Genomic DNA, 19508 nt, shown 5'->3' on the forward strand with positions numbered 1-19508 from the left:
ATTCAGTCAACGTGAGGTGGCAGCAAACCTCGGTGAAGCGCGCCGGATCGGCCTGGATATCAGACCACCACCCCCTTGCGGCATTGCAGTTGTGCAGTGCGCACCCGGGAGAACGCCCGGGCCAGGCGCAGCAGCATTTCATCGATATTGCCCTTGCTGACACTCAGGGCCGGGGTGAAGCGCAGGCAGTCCGGTTGCGGGGCACTGAGCAACAACCCTTCGAGCAGCGCCGCCTTGACCACCGCCTCAGCCGAGGCGTCGGCCAGGCTCATGCCCCAGAGCAGTCCATGGCCACGCACTTCGCCCTGTGCATAACGGCTCGCCAGGCGCGTCAGCCCCTGCCCCAGGTACTGGCCATGGGTGCGCACCTGCTGCAGAAAACCGTGCTCCTGCAGACTGTCCAGCACCGCCAGGCCGGCCGAAGTCATCAGCGCATTACCGTGATGCGTGCCGTCCAGTTCGCCCGCTTCGAAACAGCAGGCCTTGCCCCGCGCCAGCAGCGCCGCCAGCGGCACGCCGCCGCCCAGGCCCTTGCCCAAGGCAATGATGTCGGCGCGCACGCCATACAACTGTTCGGCCAGCAGCGTGCCGCAGCGGCCGATGCCGGTCTGCACCTCATCGAGAATCAATAGGATGCCCAGCTCACGACACAGACGTTCCACGCCCTTGAGGTAGTGTTCAGTCGCTGGAATGACCCCGGCCTCGCCCTGGATCGGCTCCAGCATGATGGCCACGGTTTGCGCATCCACTGCCGCGTGCAAAGCGGGCAGATCATTGAACGGCACCTGGCTGAAGCCCGGCAGCTGGGGCTCGAAGCGATTGCCCGGGGCACCACGCCCCGCCGCCGACAGCGCGGCAAAACCCCGACCATGACAACTGCGACTGGCGGTGATGATGCCGGCCGCGCCGCCTCGGTGCAGTTGTCCCCACTTGCGGGCCAGCTTGATCGCGGCCTCGCAGGCTTCGCTGCCACTGCTCAACAGATAGGCCTGGTCGCTGCCGGTGCTGCGGCACAGGCGATCGGCAAGCTTGAGCATGCCGCGGTTGTAGAAACCCGAGCCGGGGTTGATCAGCGACTGGGCCTGGGCGGCCAGGGCATTGACCACGACCGAAGGGCTATGGCCCAGGCTGTTGGCGGCTCCGGCCTGGGTGAAGTCAAGATAGGTGCGGTCGTTGCTGTCCCATAACCAGGAACCCTGGCCACGGACGAACACCGTCTGGGGGCGCGGCACGCTGGGCATCAGGCACTCACTGGCACAGCCATCGTCCGCGGCAGCCAGACAGGGCTCGACGGCCAGATCCTCCAGACTGGGCGGGGTACGGCGCAGATTGAACAGATTCATGCCCGCAAGCCCTCCAGGGGCAGTCCCAACAAGCGCGAGGACCAGTCCTCGACACGACCGGTGCGCAGGCGCTTGATGGCAATATCGCGCCAGCGCGAGGACAGCGCGGGGCAGTCAATCAGGGTTTTCAGACCGACAGGCTCCAGGGGCTCCCGGAAAAAACAGCGTAGGGCCCATGCCACGGTCAGGCCGGGATAACTGCGCTGGATCAGTTCCAAGGGTTCGTCCGCCTGGACGAAGCCGGGCTTGAGCACCCGGTAGAACCAGCCACAGCGGCCATTGTCCTGGGCCTGCTGGGGCAGATTGACCAGCCCCCAGCGCCGGCTCAGGCGGTAGCAGGGGGAACGGGGCTGACTGACCTGCAACAACGCACCGCCCCAGCGGAACATGTCCCCCAGGCACACCTGCTCTTCGGTCAGGCCGCGGGTCGAGAGATTTTCGCCAAAGGCCGGGGCCGACCAATCGAACTGTGGATAACGTTTGCGCCAGTGGGCGTAGTGCTCGGCGGGATAGTGATGCAGGGCCCGTTCAGGACCGCTATGAAAGCGCGGATCACCCTGTTCATCGCTGCCCAGGCCTTGTGGCCACAACCAGAGACGGTTTGCAACCGGGTGCTTGTCGGTATCTATGACCAGACCCTGGCCGAGATTTTTTGCCTTGCCTATGTAAACACCATCGACGTAAACGGTATTCATCGCCCTTCTTGGCCCTGTAAGCCTTGTGAATAGGCGCTAGACTAGGCGCCTTGCGGGCTCCGGGCCATTTCGATTTTTAAGCTTTTTCGATAAGAAATACTTATGGATTTTAAGCAACTGCGTTATTTCGTCGCGGTGTATGAAGAAGGCCACGTGGGCCGTGCTGCAGAGCGCCTGTCGATCTCACAACCGGCACTGTCCCAGCAGATCCGCCAACTGGAGCAGAACCTCGACGTCAGCCTGTTTGAACGCAGCAGCAAGCGGCTCTTGCCGACCCTGGCCGCCCACACCCTCTACAATCACGCCCTGCCCCTGCTCGATGGCCTGCAACAGGCCCGCGAAGCCTTGCGCAACTTCAAGGGCCAGGCCCTGCGCACCCTGGCCATCGGCGTACTGCAAACGGTGCACACCAGTCTGGTGCCGCAGATGCTCGAACGGGTACGCAAAGCCCAGCCCCATCTGGTGGTGCAGATCTACGAACTGACGGGCCTGGAGATCGAACGGCGCTTGCTCAATGGCTCGCTGGATATCGGCATCAGCTACCTGCCGCCACGCCAGCCCGGCCTGCATGGCGTTCCGCTCTATGAAGACGAGCTGACACTGGTCATCCCCGCGCAACACCCGTTGCGCGAATTCAAGAAGGTGTCCATGAGCCAGGCGGCGGAACTGCCGATGTTGCTACTGGGAGAGGAGTTTCAGGTGCGCCAGATCTGGCAGGCACAACTGGCCAATCTGGGACGGCGCCCGCAGGTACAGGCGGAACTGAACAACATGGCCGGCATCCTCGACAGCCTGCCCCACACCCAGCTGGCCACCGTGCTTCCGGGGCGTTCGCAACAGCAGCACAGCAACAGCGAATTGCTGTGGAAGCCCTTGAGCGAACCCAGGGTGCCATTGAAAGTCGGATTGGTCTGTCGCGATCTGCAGCGTCAGCAGGGGACGCTGGAATTGCTGCGAACCTTGCTGGAAGATTCGATGAGCACCCACGACGGACGCCTGGGCACAACGGTGGTGCCGGACATCCTGGGCTGAACTCGCCGGAATAAAAAAGCCGGGCAAAAGAAAACCCCGCCGAAGCGGGGTTTTGCAGACTGTTTCCCTGACATCCTTTTCACTCCACCATCCTGGCGGAATCCTACGTGTCCGTGTTGTTGCTTTGCGCTTCCTGCGCGACGTCCATGTGAAGTAGATTAGCCTCAGCCGTCATCTACCGATATGGACGATCAGCAGCACGTTATGTAAGAGATTACTTACAAAGTCCCTTGCCCGTTAAAACTGCTCAGCCGGCAGCAGGAACAGCGATTCGCTACCCGCTTTCACCGAGGCGGTCAGGGAGTGAATACGCGGCAGCAGACGTGCAAAGTAGAACCGCGCAGTCCCCAGCTTGCTGGCATAGAACGCCTCTTCCTGCTCCTTGCCCAGGGCCGCCTTGGCCATCAACGCCCACATGTAGGCATAAGCGGTGTAGCCAAACACCTGCAGGTATTCCACCGATGCCGCACCGATTTCATTCGGGTTGCTGATCGCTCGATCCAGCAACCAGGCGGTCAGCTCATCCAGGTTGTCCAGGGCCGCATTCAGCGGCCGGGTGAACTCTGCCAACTGCCCATCGGCCGTCGCGGTGAAATGGCGGATCTCATCGGCGAACAGGCGGTAGAAAGCCCCGCCGCTGCCCACGATCTTGCGCCCCACCAGGTCCAGGGCCTGGATGCCGTTGGTGCCTTCGTAGATCTGAGTGATCCGCACGTCGCGCACCAGCTGTTCCTGGCCCCATTCACGAATGTAGCCGTGCCCACCAAAGATCTGCTGGCCATGCACCGTGGTTTCCAGGCCCAGGTCGGTGAGGAATGCCTTGGCCACGGGGGTCAGCAAGGCCACCAGGCTTTCCGCCCGCTGGCGGGTCTGGGCGTCCTCGCTGAACTTGGCGGTATCGAGCTGCATCGCCACATAGGTGGAAAATGCCCGACCGCCTTCGTTGGCGGCCTTCATGGTCAGCAGCATGCGCCGCACGTCCGGGTGCACGATGATCGGATCGGCGACCTTGTCCTTGGCTTGCGGCCCGGTCGGCGCACGACTCTGCAGACGGTCACGAGCATACTCGACAGCGTTCTGATAGGAGCGCTCACCGGTGGCCAGCCCCTGGATACCCACGCCCAGGCGCTCGTAGTTCATCATGGTGAACATCGCCGCCAGGCCCTTGTTCGGCTCGCCTACCAGGTAACCGATGGCCTGATCGAAGTTCATCACGCAGGTGGCCGAAGCCTGGATCCCCATCTTGTGCTCGATCGAACCACAGCTCACCGGGTTGCGCTCGCCCAGGCTGCCATCGGCGTTGACCAGGAACTTGGGCACCAGGAACAGGGAAATCCCCTTGGGACCGGCCGGGGCATCCGGCAGCTTGGCCAGCACCAGATGGATAATGTTTTCCGTCAGGTCGTGCTCACCACCGGTGATGAAGATCTTGGTCCCGCTGATGGCGTAGGCACCGTCGGCCCGGGGTTCGGCCTTGGTGCGGATGATGCCCAGGTCGGTACCGGCATGGGGCTCGGTCAGGCACATGGAACCGGCCCAGACACCGGCATACATGTTCGGCAGGTAAGTGGCTTTCAGCTCTTCGCTGGCGTGGGCGTTGATCGACAGGCAGGCGCCCGCCGTCAGCATCGGATACAGGCCAAAGGCCAGGCTCGCGGAGTTGACCATTTCCTCGACCTGGGCGGAAACCGCCTTGGGCATGCCCATGCCGCCAAATTCGGGATCACCGCCCACGCCCACCCAACCGCCTTCGGCGTAGGTCTGATAGGCCTGGGGGAATCCCTGGGGAGTGGTGACCGCGGTGTCGTTCCAGTGACAGCCTTCCTCGTCGGCAGCGCGGCTCAGCGGAGCGATACTGCGGGCAGTGACCTTGCCCGCTTCCTCCAGAATCGCCTCGACCGTCTCGGCATCCACAGTCTCAGCCAATGCCGGTAACTGGGCCCAGAGTTTGGCGACCTCGAAAACTTCATTGAGGACGAAGCGCATATCGCGCAGGGGCGCTTTGTAGTCAGCCATGGCAAACCTCGCAGGATCTAAACAAGCGGACCGCAACGGGCCCATTGACGAAAAGCCGAGTGTACCCGAACAACTTTTGCGACACATAGGGTCAACTAGTGACTTTATTGTTATTTTTGGTCACAGCCATGAATGCGCAAGACAAAGCCCGCGGGAAGCGGGCTTCATCCAGGCACCCCGGCTATTTACAGAGCGAACCAACGCGCCGGGAGCTGTATCAGGCAATCACTGCCGGCGTCGATCGCCGCCAGATGCGCAGCGGTACGCGGCAACAGGCGCTTGAAGTAGAACTCACAGGTCGCCAGCTTGGCGCGGGCAAAATCGCTGTCCCCCTGGCCGGCATCGAGCTGTTGCTGAGCCGCCAGGGCCATGCGCAGCCAGAGATAGGCCAGGACGATGTAACCGCTGTACATCAGGTAATCCAGGGCCGCCGCCCCCACTTCGTCCGGGTTCTTCAGCGCGGCCATGCCGATCCGGGTGGTCAACTCGCCCCACTGCCGGTTCAAGCCATCAAGTTGCGCGATATAGGCCTTGAGCTGAGGATGCTCGGCATGGGCCCCACAGAACCTGTGCACGATCTTGGTGAACCCCAGCAACAGCTTGCCCTGGCTGCCCAGAATCTTGCGCCCCAGCAAGTCCAGAGCCTGGATGCCGTTGGTGCCTTCATAGATCAGGGCGATACGACAATCGCGCACCAGTTGTTCCATGCCCCATTCACGAATGTAGCCGTGACCGCCAAACACCTGCATACCGTGGTTGGTCACTTCAAGGCCGGTCTCGGTCATGAATGCCTTGCAGATCGGGGTCAGGAACGCCAGGAGGTTCTCGGCATCCTGACGCTGGGCCGGGTCGGTGTTCAGGTGGGCCACGTCCAGCAACTGGGCGGTGAAATAGGCCAGGGCACGGTTGCCCTCGTTGAAGGCTTTCATGGTCAACAGCATGCGCCGCACATCCGCATGGACGATGATCGGATCCGCCGCCTTGTCCGGGGACTTGGGCCCGCTCAGGGAGCGCATCTGCAAACGATCGTTGGCGTAGCGGACCGCGCCCTGGAAACTGGCTTCCCCCAAGCACAAGCCCTGCATCCCGGTGCCCAGGCGCGCGTGGTTCATCATGGTGAACATGCAGTTCAGGCCCTTGTTGGCCTCGCCCAGCAGAAAGCCCCTGGCCCCGTCGAAGTTCAATACGCAAGTGGCCGAGGCCTTGATCCCCATCTTGTGCTCGATGGAGCCGCAACTCAGCGCATTGCGCTCGCCGGCCTCTCCTGCCGCATCCGGCAGGAACTTGGGCACGATGAACAGGGAAATGCCCTTGGTCCCGGCCGGTGCGTCCGGCAGCTTGGCCAGCACCAGATGAATGATGTTCTCACTCATGTCGTGCTCGCCGGCAGAGATGAAAATCTTGCTCCCCGACACGGCATAGCTACCGTCGGCCTGGGGTATGGCGCGGGTCTTGATCAGCCCCAGGTCCGTGCCGCAGTGGGCTTCGGTCAGGCACATGGTGCCGGTCCACTGCCCGGCGGTGAGTTTGCGCAGGTACAACTGTTTCTGCTCATGGCTGCCATGGGCATGAATCGCCGACATGGCGCCATGGGTCAGCCCCGGGTACATGCCCCAGGAGGTGTTGCTGGAACCCACCATCTCGCCGATCACCAGTCCCAGGGACTGGGGCAGCCCCTGGCCGCCATAGGCCGGATCGGCGGCCAGGCCATGCCAGCCGCCTTCGACGTATTGCGCAAAGGCCTGCTTGAAGCCCTTGGGGGTGGTCACTGCGCCATTGTCAAAATGGCAGCCCTCCTCGTCACCCGAGCGATTCAGCGGGGCCAGGACGTTCTCGCAGAACTTCGCGCCTTCCTCAAGGATCGCGTGGACCATGTCCGGGCTGGTATCGCTGGCACCCAGCGCGGCATAGCCGGCATGAAAGTCAAAGACGTGATCGATCAGAAAGCGCATGTCGCGCAGGGGAGCTTGATACTCGGGCATGGTGGTTTCTCCGGCAGCAGATCAGCCCAACCTACTGCCGTCGCCCTCAGCCTGCCAATGACGCTGCAGTCGCTGAATGCACCGTCATCAGTCAACCCGCAGCGGTATCCATGCGCACCGCACCGCGGCGGTTCTGCCCGAACGCCATGACGCAGTTACGGCCAGCGCCCTTGGCGCTATAGAGCGCCTGGTCGGCGGCCTTGAGCACTTCCTCGGGGGTCCGGTGCTCCATCAGCCGCTCGGCGACACCGATACTGATGGTCACCGAAACACTGGATGCTCCCGCCGCGCCACGGCGCTGGCGCCCCTGTTGGTCATCCTGGGGACGGCTGTCCTGGTTGCGCAGCTGAATGTTGTAGGTGGCGATGATCTCGCGAATCATCTCCAGGTGCGGCATGCATTCATCCAGGGTCTTGCCGGCGAACACCACGGCGAACTCTTCCCCGCCATAGCGATAGGCCCGCCCGCCGCCGGTGACTTTCGACAGCTTGCTGGCCACCAGGCGCAACACCTGGTCGCCCACGTCGTGGCCGTGGGTGTCGTTGAATTTCTTGAAGTGGTCGACGTCGGTCATGGCCAGCACATAGTTGCGCCCCAGGCGCTGCATCCGCTCGTTGAGCGCCCGTCGCCCCGGCAGGCCAGTGAGCTCGTCGCGAAAGGCCATCTGATAGGCCTCATGGGCCACCGCCGCGGCGATCATCAGCATCACCTGGCTGCACATGATGTTCAGGGTGAAGGGCAGGATGAAGGTCTTGGGCAGCATCCAGAACAGCCCCAGCAGGCCCACCAGCTGCGCCGCGTGCAGCGGTCGAGGACTGCGCCAATACTGGATCGCCAACAACAGGAAGGCGGCGAAGAACACCGGATACGACAACTGGATCAGGCTCATCCAGCTGCCGTGCAAGGCCGGCCAGCGGATCTCCGCCAGCCAGTTCAGCAAGGCCTGCGGGTAACTCTGCTCCAGGCCCAGGGCCACACTGCCAAATGCCAGCAGCACGGCAAAGCGCGCCACCATGTCCTGAAACAGATGGGTGCGCTCCTGCCAGGCGGCGAACAGGCCAAACAGCAAGGGCAGCAGCAGACAGCACAGATGAAACACCACCGCCGCATCTTCGCGGACCCGGCCGTTATCCCGATAGAAGTCGGTCTGGGTATCCAGCAGGAAATAGGCGATGTACACCGTGACCATCAGGAACAGTTCGCGCTGACGACGATACACCGCGCAATAGGCTCCGCCGAGCAACAGCACCAGGGTTGGCAGCACGTTGAACAGCGAAGTGAAGAAGACGTTGAGGTCCTTGACGTAGGCGGCCGCCAGCCCCGCAAGCAAGAGCAGTAAAGACGGTAGAAAGTGACTGAAACGTACAGCGGAAGAACGCGGCAAGGGTAAAACTCCGACCCGGCTGATCAATAGATGGCATTGTGCCTTCGTTTACTGAAGTTGAGCACACTTGCTGTGACGGACATCACATTGCCATCTCTTTAACGGCAGGAAATCGCATCTGCTTAGCGTTTTAGTCGGGAATTTTCATGAAGAATCTGCGGGCACAAAAAAGCCGCTCGACCCGAAGGGCGAGCGGCTTGGCAAAGGCGTTCAGTCAGGCTCAGTAAGCCAGGCCGAAGTCCTCTTCCTTCATGTCCATCAGGTTGTTGGCACCCGACAGCATGCTGGCAACGTGCGTGCGGGTACGCGGCAGGATGCGCTGGAAGTAGAAGCGCGCCGTCTGCAGCTTGGCGGTGTAGAACGCCTCTTCGGTCGTACCGGCTGCCAGTTTTTCAGCCGCCAGGCGCGCCATGTCGGCCCAGAAGTAGGCCAGGCAGGCGTAACCGGAATACATCAGGTAGTCCACCGAAGCAGCACCGACTTCCTCACGGTCCTTCATCGCGGCCATGCCCACTTTCATGGTCAGCTCGCCCCACTCCTTGTTCAGTGCGGCCAGCGGTGCAACGAACTCCTTCACGGCCTCGTTGCCTTCGTTGTTCTGGCAGAACTTGTGGACGATCTTGGTGAAGCCCTTGAGCGCCTCGCCCTGAGTCATCAGCACTTTACGGCCCAGCAGGTCCAGAGCCTGGATGCCGGTGGTGCCTTCGTACAGCATCGAGATACGGCTGTCGCGAACGTTCTGCTCCATGCCCCACTCGGCGATGAAGCCGTGGCCACCGTAGATCTGCACACCGTGGTTGGCGGATTCGAAACCGACTTCGGTCATGAAGGCCTTGGCAATCGGCGTCATGAAAGCCAGCAGTGCATCGGCTTTCTTCTTCTCTTCTTCATCCACGCCGTACTTGACGATGTCCACCTGCTTGGCGGTGAAGTAGACCATCGCCCGGTTGCCTTCGGCGAAGGCTTTCATGGTCAGCAGCATGCGACGCACGTCAGGGTGCACGATGATCGGGTCAGCGGCCTTGTCCGGCGCTTTCGGGCCAGTCAGGGAGCGCATTTGCAGACGGTCGCGAGCGTATTTCAGCCCACCCTGGAAGCCGATCTCGGCGTGGGCCAGGCCTTGCAGAGCAGTACCCAGACGCGCGGTGTTCATGAAGGTGAACATGCAGTTCAGGCCTTTGTTCGCCGGGCCGATGAGGAAACCGGTGGCCGCGTCGAAGTTCATCACGCAGGTGGCGTTACCGTGGATGCCCATCTTGTGTTCCAGGGAGCCACAGCTCACCGCGTTGCGCTGGCCGACGCTGCCGTCGGCGTTGGGCAGGAACTTGGGCACGATGAACAGCGAGATGCCTTTGGTGCCGGCAGGTGCATCCGGCAGGCGGGCCAGAACGATATGGACGATGTTGTCGGCCATGTCGTGTTCACCGGCGGAGATGAAGATCTTGGTGCCGGTAACCTTGTAGGAACCATCAGCCTGAGGCTCGGCCTTGGTCCGCAGCATGCCCAGGTCGGTGCCGCAGTGCGGCTCGGTCAGGCACATGGTGCCGGTCCACTCGCCCGACACCAGCTTGGTCAGGTAGGCCTCTTGCTGCTCGGGGGTGCCGTGCTCGGAAATGGTGTTCATCGCGCCATGGGACAGGCCTGGGTACATGCCCCACGACCAGTTGGCCTCGCCGACCATTTCGCTCACTGCCAGGCCCAGGGACTCAGGCAGGCCCTGGCCACCGTGCGCGACGTCGTGAGCCAGGCTTGGCCAGCCGCCTTCGACGAATTGCTTGTAGGCTTCCTTGAAGCCGGTCGGGGTCTTAACGCCGGATTCACTCCAGGTGCAACCTTCCAGGTCGCCCACACGGTTCAGCGGAGCAAGTACCTGCTCACAAAACTTCGCACCTTCCTCGAGAATGGCGTCAACCATGTCCGGAGTGGCGTCCTGGCAAGCCGGGAGGCTCTGATAGTGCGCCTCATAGCCGAGCAGCTCGTCACGAACGAAGCGAATATCACGCAAGGGGGCCTTGTAGTCAGGCATAGCGATAAACCTCTGCTGATGTAACCGGGAATGAACAACCGCGTTGATTTTTTATAGCGGTCAAACAGGTGTTTGAAACATACGTTTAGGCCCAAATCTTGTCAAGCGCCGCTCCGATGCCTTTCGTCATCGAAACAAAACACACGCGCAGGCCAATACCCACAGCGCTGCCGTGAAGTGTAGGAGCCGGCTCACCGGCGATCAGTTACACAAGGAAATGAAGAAGAGGAACTACAGAAGGGAAAGGCATGAGCAAAAGCCCGCCTCCCCTCAGGGAAACGGGCTTTTGCACAAAGCGATCAAGCGTAGGTATCGATCAGGGTACCGAGTGCCTCATCAGAGGCCTTGGCAACCTTGACTCCCAGCTCCACCTGGATCTTGCCCATGGACATATCGACCATGCTGCTGGCCAGGTCCGACTCCTGGCTGCGATCCACGCCGTTCAGGCGATTGACCTGATCGGCAGACGCCCGGCTGTCGGAAGAGCGCTCGACGGCGCTGCTGGCGATCTGGCTGGAACCTTGATCGACACGATTCTGTCCGGCCTGAATGGCATTCAGTCCGGCGTAGAAAGCGCTGTTCCCGGAAATTTCCATGGAAGGACTCGACCTTGAAAATGAGTGACGGGTGTCATTGAAGCAGACGCGTCAAGAAAACACCCGTCAAAAACACTAATGGCAATATGCCTCTTCATAGGCAAAATCTAGTCCAGCAAGTCCAGTTGCAGGTGCTCGGCCACCGCCTCGGCGCTGGCCGGCTTGAGTCGCGGCACTCTGCCAAGGCACGGCGCAGGCAAGCGTTCAGCCAAAGTCGCCAGGTTTTCTTCCAGACGAGAGGTCTTCGGCTCGATGATATTAGCCACCCAGCCCGCCAGCTGCAGACCGTCCTGGGCAATCGCCTCGGCGCTCAGCAATGCGTGATTGATGCAACCCAGGCGCACGCCCACCACCAGAATCACCGGCAACCCCAGGGCCATGGCCAGGTCCGACAGATTGTCCTGATCGGCCAGGGGCACCCGCCAGCCCCCGGCCCCTTCAATCAGGGTGAAATCCGCGCCCTTGGCCAGCAATTCACGCATCGGCATCAACAGCGATTGCACCGTCAACGCCACACCGGCCTCCCGCGCCGCGAGATGGGGCGCGATGGCCGGCTCGAAGGCGAACGGGTTGACCTCTTCATAGCTCAGTGGCAACGACGACTGGGCCAGCAACGCCAGGGCATCGGCATTGCGCAAGCCCTTGGGACCGACCTCGCAACCGGAAGCCACCGGCTTGCCCGCCGCGGTGCTCAACCCGGCCAGACGCGCCGCGTGGAGCAGCCCTGCAGCGATGGTGGTCTTGCCCACATCGGTGTCGGTGCCGGTAATGAAATAGGCAGGACTCATGGCGCTTTCTCCAACACGGCGTAGACCACCTGATAAGTCGCCGGCAGCCCCCTGGGCTGACGAAAGCCTTCATAAGCCTCAATCAGCCCGGCGATACGCGCCCGTCCAGTGAGGCCGCCGGGGCGACCGGGGTTCAGATTGTGCGCACCCAAGGCCTTCAACTCATGGGTCAGGCTGCGCACATCCGGGTAATACAACACATGGGGGCTCTTCTCCAGGCTGCGCACCTGCAGGCCGCTGGCCTCACACAACTGACGATAGCGTTCGAACTCACGGAAACGATTGACGTGCACCTGCCCGTCGACCCGCCCCCAGCTCTCGCGCAACTCGTGCAAGGTGCCGACACACAAGCTGGCAAAGGCCAGCACGCCCCCCGGTTGCAGCACCCGCCGAGCCTCGCTGAGCACCGCCGAAAAATCCGCACACCACTGCACCGCCAGGCTGGAAAAAATCAGTCCGCAACTGTCGTTCTGCAAGGGCAGGCGCTCGGCGTCGCCGGCGACGAAATGCTCGGCCCCGCCCAGAGGCCGCGCATGTTCGAGCATGCCCTGGGCGATATCCAGGGCCAGCCCCTGGCTGCCCGCAAAGCGTTGCCCCAGCACACGACTGAAATGCCCGGTGCCGCAACCCAGGTCCAGCCATCTGGCGGGGACGAGTCCTGCAGGCAAGCGATTCAACAACTGCTGGCCGACCGCTCGCTGCAACTCGGCGACACTGTCGTAACTGGCCGCAGCGCGGGAAAAAGAAGCCGCCACCTGACGCTTGTCAGGCAGGCCTGCGGGCAAGACAGCAACAGACAGATCAGTCATCACCGGACTCATGCAAGAAAGCCTGGATCGCCCCCGCCACTCCATGGGGATCCTCCAGAAGAAAACCGTGGCTGGCCTGCTCGATCAGGCCAACTTCTATATCCGGCAGCAAGGCCAGCAACTCGGCGGCCGCCTCGGCAGGCACCAGAGCATCCAGCCCGGCGAACAGGTGCAACTGCGGGCCGCGAAACCCCAGCAGGGCTTCACGCGTATCCAGCTGCGCCAACAACTCCAGGCCCGCCATCAGCACCGGCCCCGGCGTGGTCGGCGCGCCGCCCAGCAGCATCCGCGACAAGCCGCGGGGATCGGCCGCACCCTGGGCACACAGCAGGGAAAAGCGCTTGAGGGTGGTGCGCGGATCAGCGGCGCAGCCGGCCAGGAAGCCGTCGAACGTCTCACCGGCCATGGCACTGGACCATTGCTCGTGCGCAACGAAACTGGGGTTGCTGGCCAGGGTCAACAAGCCGCAGCAGCGCTCGCCGCGTCGGGCCGCCAGCTCCGCGGCGAGCATACCGCCCAGGGACCAGCCCCCCAGCCAGGCGTCATCCGGCACCGCGTCATCGAGTTCGTCCAGCCATGCCTGCGGATCGCTGGAGGTCAGTTCCGGCAGGGGTTCGATCTCCACCCGCAAGTGTTCATCCAGCCCCTGCAACGCGGCAGCCAGGGGTTCCAGGGGCGACACGCCCAGCCCCCAGCCCGGCAACAGAATCAGTCGATCACGCATGGCTCGGCCTCGTTTGCAGTTCACTGAAACAATCCGCCAACGCGCTTAACAATAGCTGCACCTGCGCCTCGCTGTGGGCGGCGGACAACGTCACCCGCAGCCGCGCACTGCCGGCCGGCACGGTCGGCGGACGGATGGCGGTGACCATGATTCCCCGCGAGCGGAGCATCCGTGACAACTCCACGGCCCGGGCACTGTCGCCGACCATGATCGGCTGGATCGGGGTAAAACTGTCCATCAGCTCCAGGCCAATCTGCTCGGCTCCCAGCCGGAACTGGCGGATCAGATTGGCCAAGTGCTCGCGCCGCCAGTGTTCGCTGCGCAGCAACTCCAGGCTCTTGCGCGTGGCGCAGGCCAGCGCTGGCGGTTGGCTGGTGGTGTAGATGTAGGGCCGGGCGAACTGGATCAGGGTTTCGATCAAGTCCTCGCTGCCAGCGACAAAGGCCCCGGCGGTGCCGAACGCCTTGCCCAGGGTGCCCACCAGCACCTGCACTGCATCCAGCCCCAGGCCGAAGTGCTCCACCAGTCCGCCGCCATTGGCCCCCAGCGGGCCGAAACCATGGGCGTCGTCCACCATCAACCAGGCACCGCGGGCCGTGGTTTCCCGGGCCAGGGCCGGCAGGTCGGCAACATCGCCGTCCATGCTGAACACCCCGTCGGTGACCACCAGGGTATTGCCGGTGGCCTTTTCCAGGCGCTTGGCCAGGCTGGCTGCATCGTTATGCAGATAGCGGTTGAAGCGGGCTCCCGAAAGCAGCCCGGCATCCAGCAGCGAGGCATGGTTGAGGCGATCCTCCAGCACCGTATCGCCCTGCCCGACCAGGGCCGTGACCGCACCGAGATTGGCCATGTAGCCCGTGCTGAACAGCAACGCCCGCGGGCGCCCCGTAAGGTCCGCCAGGGCTTCTTCCAACTCGTGGTGAGGCGTGCTGTGGCCAATCACCAGATGCGAGGCCCCACCGCCCACGCCCCAGCGGCTGGCCGCGTCGCGCCAGGCTTCGATCACTTGCGGATGATTGGCCAGGCCCAGGTAGTCGTTGTTGCAGAAGGCCAGCAACGGCTGCCCGTCCACTACCACTTGCGGCCCCTGGGGGCTTTCCAGCAGCGGACGCTGGCGATACAGATGTTCGGCACGGCGGGCAGCGAGGCGCGCGGCGAGATCAAAAGACATGCAGGCCTCGATGTTGGCTCACAGACACATTACCCGTAGGGCGCGGGCTGGCCCGCGAAGCGAACAACCCGCTACCCGCCGGATTCGCGCGGTTCACGGGGTTCGCCGGCAAGCCGGCTCCTACGGCACAGGGTCAGACGGCGGCGTTGTAGAACTGCTCGCTGTTTTTCTGCTCCACCAGGGCCTGCTCGATAGCGGCCTGATGCACTTCGTCGGCATGCTCTTCCCGGGCTTCGGGCTGGATGCCCAGGCGGGCGAACAGTTGCATGTCCTTGTCGGCCTGGGGGTTGGCGGTGGTCAGCAGCTTGTCGCCATAGAAAATCGAGTTGGCACCGGCGAAGAAGGCCAGGGCCTGCATCTGCTCGTTCATCGCTTCGCGACCGGCGGACAGACGCACGTGGGATTGCGGCATGAGGATCCGCGCCACCGCGAGCATGCGGATGAAGTCGAACGGATCCACGTCTTCGGCGTTTTCCAGGGGGGTGCCGGCCACTTTCACCAGCATGTTGATCGGCACCGACTCCGGATGCTCCGGCAGGTTGGCCAGCTGGATCAGCAGACCGGCGCGGTCGTCGAGGGATTCGCCCATACCGAGGATGCCGCCGGAGCAGATCTTCATCCCCGCGTCGCGCACGTAGGCCAGGGTCTGCAGGCGCTCACTGTAGGTGCGGGTGGTGATGATGCTGCCGTAGAACTCCGGCGAGGTGTCGAGGTTGTGGTTGTAGTAGTCCAGGCCGGCCTTGGCCAGGGCTTCGGTCTGCTCCTGATCCAGGCGCCCCAGGGTCATGCAGGTTTCCAGGCCCATGGCCTTCACGCCTTTGACCATCTCCAGCACATAGGGCATGTCCTTGGCCGACGGGTGTTTCCAGGCGGCGCCCATGCAGAAACGCGTGGAACCAATGGCCTTGGCCCGGGCGGCTTCTTCCAGGACCTTCTGCACTTCCAGAAGTTTTTCCTTTTCCAGGCCGGTGTTGTAGTGACCGGACTGCGGACAATATTTGCAATCTTCCGGGCAGGCACCGGTCTTGATCGACAGCAGCGTGGAAACCTGGACCCGATTGGCATCGAAATGCGCGCGGTGCACCGTCTGCGCCTGGAACAGCAAGTCATTGAACGGCTGGACGAACAGGGCTTTGACTTCAGCCAAAGTCCAGTCATGACGCAGGGTAGCGGTGGTGCTGGCGCTCATGGGCGATTCCTTGATTATGCTTGGCAAGCGGCGCTGGACAGGGAAGGTCCACGGCCGCGACACGGATGTCCGGCATATTTATGGAAGCGCCATGCACTGTCAACCCGATTACAAAGGACCGGTTTACATCTGGTCAAAAAACACACAGACCTGCCTGCTGTGCGATGAGCCCAGCGATTCGCTCCTGGCCCTGTGCAGCGCCTGCCAGGATGAGCTGCCGTGGCTGGGCGCCCAATGTTCGGCCTGTGCCCTGCCGCTGCCCGCCGCCGGCCTGACCTGTGGCCAGTGCCTGCAACGCCCTCGCGCCTTTCAACGGGTCATCGTGCCCTGGCGCTACGACTTTCCGCTGGACAGCCTGATCAGCCGCTTCAAGCATCAGGAGAAATGGCCTTTTGGCCGCCTGATGGCCGAACTTCTTGCCCAGTTCCTGCGTTTTCGCTTCGACGAGGGCCTGCCCCGGCCCGACTGCCTGCTACCGGTGCCGCTGTCCCGCCGACGCCTGCGCCAGCGGGGGTTCAATCAGGCCGAGATGCTCGCCCGATGGCTGGGACAGCCCCTGCACCTGGCAGTGGAGCCTGACCTGCTGCGGCGCATCCAGGACACCCCGGCACAGCAGGGCCTGAGTGCACGGGCCCGGCGACGCAACCTGAGCCAGGCATTCGCCCTCACCGCCAACGCACCCGTGGCGGGCCGGCACCTGGCCCTGGTGGACGACGTCCTCACCACCGGGGCCACCGCCCAGGCCCTGGCGCAGTTGCTGATGGAGGCCGGTGCCCGACAAGTGGATGTCTATTGCCTGGCCCGCACGCCAGGGGCCGAGCACCGCGACTGACTTGACTCTCATTGCCCAAGTCGCAAACTCCCTGTCCACCTTCAGTGCCCGAAGCCGCCCAGCCATGTCCCTGCCCACTCTGTTGACACAGCACATCGTCCGCCGCCCGCAGCGCATAGCCCTGCTCCAGCACATTGCCGAACAGGGCTCCATCACCCGCGCGGCCAAAAGTGCCGGCCTGAGCTACAAGGGCGCCTGGGACGCCATCGACGAGCTGAACAACCTGGCCGCAAGCCCGCTGGTCGAGCGCAGCGTCGGCGGCAAGGGCGGCGGCGGTGCCAGGCTGACGCTCGAAGGCCAGCGCGTGCTGCGCCTCTACCAACGCCTGCAAACCCTGCAAGCCCAGGTCCTGGAAGCCGCGGAGGAGGCCAGCGACCTCGACCTGCTGGGACGCCTGATGCTGCGCACCAGCGCCCGCAACCAGCTGCACGGCAAGGTCCAGGCCATCGCCCGCCGGGGCTGCAACGACCTGATCAGCCTCGGGCTGGCCGAGGGCCTGATTCTCAAGGCGCAAATCACCCACGACAGCACCCAGCGCCTGGAACTGGCCGCCGGCACCGAGGTGGTGGCGCTGATCAAGGCCGGCTGGCTGGAGCTGCACCCCATCGGCGCCCCGGCAACAACTGGACACAATTGCCTGAACGGCACCATCGAGCAGATTCTCGACGCCGAAGATGGCCCCTGCGAAGTCAGAGTGCTCCTGCCCAACGGCCAGACCCTCTGCGCCCTGGCCGAGCCCCGCCGGCTCAAAGACCTCGGGCTTGGAGAACGCCAGGCCGTCCAGGTGCACTTCTCCCCCGCCCAGGTGCTGCTCGGCACCCCGCTCTAAGCCGTAACCGGCGTCTTGCGACTGCAACCTGTTCGTCATAGAGGCTCACTAAGGTGGCTGCAAAAACCTTCAGGGAGCCTGATATGAGCCTGCTATTGGAAGAAGACCAACCCACCGACCTGGAACAGATGGTCGGCCTCAGCCGCCGCGGTTTCATCGGTGCCGGAGCCCTGTGCGGCGCCGCGCTGTTTCTCGGTGGCGGACTGCTCGGCCGCAGCGCCCTGGCCGCCAGTGTCAGCGCCGGCAACAGCCAGCTGCTGGGCTTTACCGGCATTGCTGCGGCCACCAGCGACAGCATCACCCTGCCACCGGGCTACCAGTCCTCGGTGCTGATCAGCTGGGGCCAGCCGCTGGCCAAGAACGGACCGGCCTTCGACCCCAGCGGCAATGGCACCGCCCAGGCCCAGGAAGTGCAGTTCGGCGACAACAACGACGGCATGAGCCTGTTCGCCTTTGCGGACGACAAGCACCGGGCGCTGATGGCGATCAATAACGAATACACCAACTACCGCTACCTCTATCCCCACGGCGGCCAGCCGCAATCGGCCGAAGACGTGCGCAAGGCCCAGGCCAGCGAAGGGGTGTCGGTGATCGAAGTGCAGTACAGGAACGGCCAATGGCAGTTCGTCCAGGGCTCGCGCTACAACCGGCGCATCCACGGCAACACACCGATCCGCCTCAGCGGCCCCGCCGCCGGCCACGACCTGCTCAAGACCGCGGCCGATCCCAAGGGCAAGAAGGTCCTCGGCACCTTCCAGAACTGCGCCAACGGCAAGACGCCCTGGGGCACCTACCTGACCTGCGAAGAGAACTTCACCGACTGTTTCGGCAGCAGCAACCCCGAGCAGAAGTTCGACGCCGCGCAGAAACGCTACGGCGCCGTGGTGGCCAGCAAGGAGATCAACTGGCATCCCCACGATCCGCGCTTCGACCTGGCGAAGAACCCCAATGAACTCAACCGCCACGGCTGGGTGGTGGAAATCGACCCCTTCGATCCGCAATCGACCCCGGTCAAGCGCACCGCCCTGGGCCGCTTCAAGCATGAAAACGCCGCCCTGGCGCAAACCCGCAACGGACGCGCCGTGGTCTACATGGGCGACGACGAGCGCGGCGAATTCATCTACAAGTTCATCAGCCGCGACAAGATCAACCACCGCAACCCCAAGGCCAACCGCGACCTGCTGGACCACGGCACCTTGTACGTGGCGCGCTTCGATGCCGGTGACGGCAATCCGGACCGGCCCAAGGGCCAGGGTCAGTGGATCGAGCTGACCCACGGCAAGAACGGCATCGACGCCAGCAGCGGCTTCGCCGACCAGGGCCAGGTGCTGATCCAGGCGCGCCTGGCCGCCAGCGTGGTCCAGGCCACCCGCATGGACCGTCCGGAATGGATTGTGGTCAGCCCCAAGGACGGCCAGGTCTATTGCACCCTGACCAACAACGTCAAACGCGGCGAAGACGGCCAGCCGGTGGGCGGGCCCAACCCGCGGGAGAAGAACGTCTACGGGCAGATCCTGCGCTGGCGCACCGGCAACGACGATCATGGCGCCCTGAGTTTCACCTGGGACCTGTTCGTGGTCGCCGGCAACCCCGGCGTGCATCCCGGCCAGGCCAAGGGCGGCTCGTCCAACATCACCCCAGAGAACATGTTCAACAGCCCCGACGGCCTGGGTTTCGACCAGGCCGGACGCCTGTGGATCCTCACCGACGGCGACTACAGCAACAGCGGCGACTTCGCCGGCATGGGCAACAACCAGATGCTCTGCGCCGACCCGGAGAGCGGCGAGATCCGCCGCTTCATGGTGGGGCCCGTGGGTTGCGAGGTCACCGGGATCGCCTTCGCCCCGGACCAGAAGACCCTGTTCGTCGGCATCCAGCACCCCGGAGAAAACGGCGGCTCGACCTTCCCCGAGCACCTGCCCAACGGCAAGCCGCGCTCCTCGGTAATGGCCATCACCCGGGAAGACGGCGGCATCATCGGCGCCTGATCCTGCTTCCCGTCCGGCCGGCCCCTACCCGTGCAGGGGCCGGCTCGCCGACGAGCCCGGCGCCCTGCCCGACCGCCGGAAAACCCTCCCCCGCTGGCCCGCCG

General features: G+C 63.6%; 16 protein-coding genes. 4 read left to right on the forward strand and 12 right to left on the reverse strand.

The window, feature by feature from the left end; translation table 11 throughout:
• Window positions 1-59: 59 nt before the first annotated feature.
• Both PST29_RS27605 and PST29_RS27610 read right to left on the reverse strand, forming a co-directional pair.
• Entirely contained in the window at window positions 60-1343 is a 1284-nt protein-coding gene (locus PST29_RS27605) for an aspartate aminotransferase family protein (RefSeq protein ID WP_060841396.1), read from the reverse strand.
• A complete protein-coding gene (locus PST29_RS27610; protein ID WP_060841397.1) occupies window positions 1340-2038 on the reverse strand; it encodes an MOSC domain-containing protein in 699 nt (232 codons plus the stop codon). The genes PST29_RS27605 and PST29_RS27610 overlap by 4 nt, the downstream gene beginning before the upstream one ends.
• Before the next feature lie 102 nt (window positions 2039-2140).
• Between PST29_RS27610 and PST29_RS27615 the strand changes: the two genes are divergently transcribed.
• Window positions 2141-3070 (forward strand): LysR family transcriptional regulator, encoded by a 930-nt coding sequence (locus tag PST29_RS27615; protein ID WP_060841398.1) that lies wholly within the window; start codon window positions 2141-2143, stop codon window positions 3068-3070.
• A 237-nt stretch (window positions 3071-3307) separates the two neighbouring features.
• Here PST29_RS27615 and PST29_RS27620 read toward each other — a convergent pair whose 3' ends face one another.
• From PST29_RS27620 to bioB, 10 genes are all read right to left on the reverse strand, one after another.
• Window positions 3308-5086 (reverse strand): acyl-CoA dehydrogenase C-terminal domain-containing protein, encoded by a 1779-nt coding sequence (locus PST29_RS27620; RefSeq protein ID WP_060841399.1) that lies wholly within the window; start codon window positions 5084-5086, stop codon window positions 3308-3310.
• A 185-nt stretch (window positions 5087-5271) separates the two neighbouring features.
• Window positions 5272-7068 (reverse strand): acyl-CoA dehydrogenase C-terminal domain-containing protein, encoded by a 1797-nt coding sequence (locus tag PST29_RS27625; RefSeq protein WP_060844797.1) that lies wholly within the window; start codon window positions 7066-7068, stop codon window positions 5272-5274.
• A 91-nt stretch (window positions 7069-7159) separates the two neighbouring features.
• A complete protein-coding gene (locus tag PST29_RS27630; protein ID WP_060841401.1) occupies window positions 7160-8452 on the reverse strand; it encodes a GGDEF domain-containing protein in 1293 nt (430 codons plus the stop codon).
• 220 nt (window positions 8453-8672) lie between these two features.
• On the reverse strand, window positions 8673-10478 hold the full coding sequence (locus PST29_RS27635) for a phenylacyl-CoA dehydrogenase (RefSeq protein WP_060841402.1): 1806 nt from the start codon (window positions 10476-10478) through the stop codon (window positions 8673-8675).
• 299 nt (window positions 10479-10777) lie between these two features.
• A complete protein-coding gene (locus PST29_RS27640) occupies window positions 10778-11074 on the reverse strand; it encodes a hypothetical protein (protein ID WP_060841403.1) in 297 nt (98 codons plus the stop codon).
• A 107-nt stretch (window positions 11075-11181) separates the two neighbouring features.
• Window positions 11182-11862 carry a dethiobiotin synthase gene (gene bioD, locus PST29_RS27645; RefSeq protein ID WP_060841404.1) on the reverse strand — a complete coding sequence of 227 codons (681 nt, stop codon included), beginning with the start codon at window positions 11860-11862 and terminating at the stop codon, window positions 11182-11184.
• Complete coding sequence (bioC, locus tag PST29_RS27650) at window positions 11859-12671, reverse strand: malonyl-ACP O-methyltransferase BioC (protein ID WP_060844798.1); 813 nt, start codon at window positions 12669-12671, stop codon at window positions 11859-11861. The genes bioD and bioC overlap by 4 nt, the downstream gene beginning before the upstream one ends.
• A complete protein-coding gene (locus PST29_RS27655; RefSeq protein ID WP_060841406.1) occupies window positions 12664-13395 on the reverse strand; it encodes an alpha/beta fold hydrolase in 732 nt (243 codons plus the stop codon). Before PST29_RS27655 ends, bioC begins: the two co-directional genes overlap by 8 nt.
• Entirely contained in the window at window positions 13388-14566 is a 1179-nt protein-coding gene (bioF, locus tag PST29_RS27660) for an 8-amino-7-oxononanoate synthase (RefSeq protein ID WP_060844799.1), read from the reverse strand. Before bioF ends, PST29_RS27655 begins: the two co-directional genes overlap by 8 nt.
• Window positions 14567-14699: 133 nt before the next feature.
• Entirely contained in the window at window positions 14700-15755 is a 1056-nt protein-coding gene (gene bioB / locus PST29_RS27665) for a biotin synthase BioB (protein WP_060844800.1), read from the reverse strand.
• Between the two features lie 91 nt (window positions 15756-15846).
• Between bioB and PST29_RS27670 the strand changes: the two genes are divergently transcribed.
• From PST29_RS27670 to PST29_RS27680, 3 genes are all read left to right on the forward strand, one after another.
• Window positions 15847-16587, forward strand: a complete 741-nt coding sequence (locus PST29_RS27670; RefSeq protein ID WP_060844801.1) for a ComF family protein — start codon at window positions 15847-15849, stop codon at window positions 16585-16587.
• A 64-nt stretch (window positions 16588-16651) separates the two neighbouring features.
• Window positions 16652-17416, forward strand: a complete 765-nt coding sequence (locus PST29_RS27675; protein WP_060844802.1) for a TOBE domain-containing protein — start codon at window positions 16652-16654, stop codon at window positions 17414-17416.
• A gap of 83 nt (window positions 17417-17499) precedes the next feature.
• The gene (locus tag PST29_RS27680; protein WP_060844803.1) at window positions 17500-19404 is read left to right on the forward strand and encodes a PhoX family protein; all 1905 of its coding nucleotides are present in this window, start codon (window positions 17500-17502) and stop codon (window positions 19402-19404) included.
• The last annotated feature ends 104 nt before the right edge of the window (window positions 19405-19508 follow it).

The organism is Pseudomonas sp. St29, from assembly GCF_001547915.1.
GTDB lineage: Bacteria > Pseudomonadota > Gammaproteobacteria > Pseudomonadales > Pseudomonadaceae > Aquipseudomonas.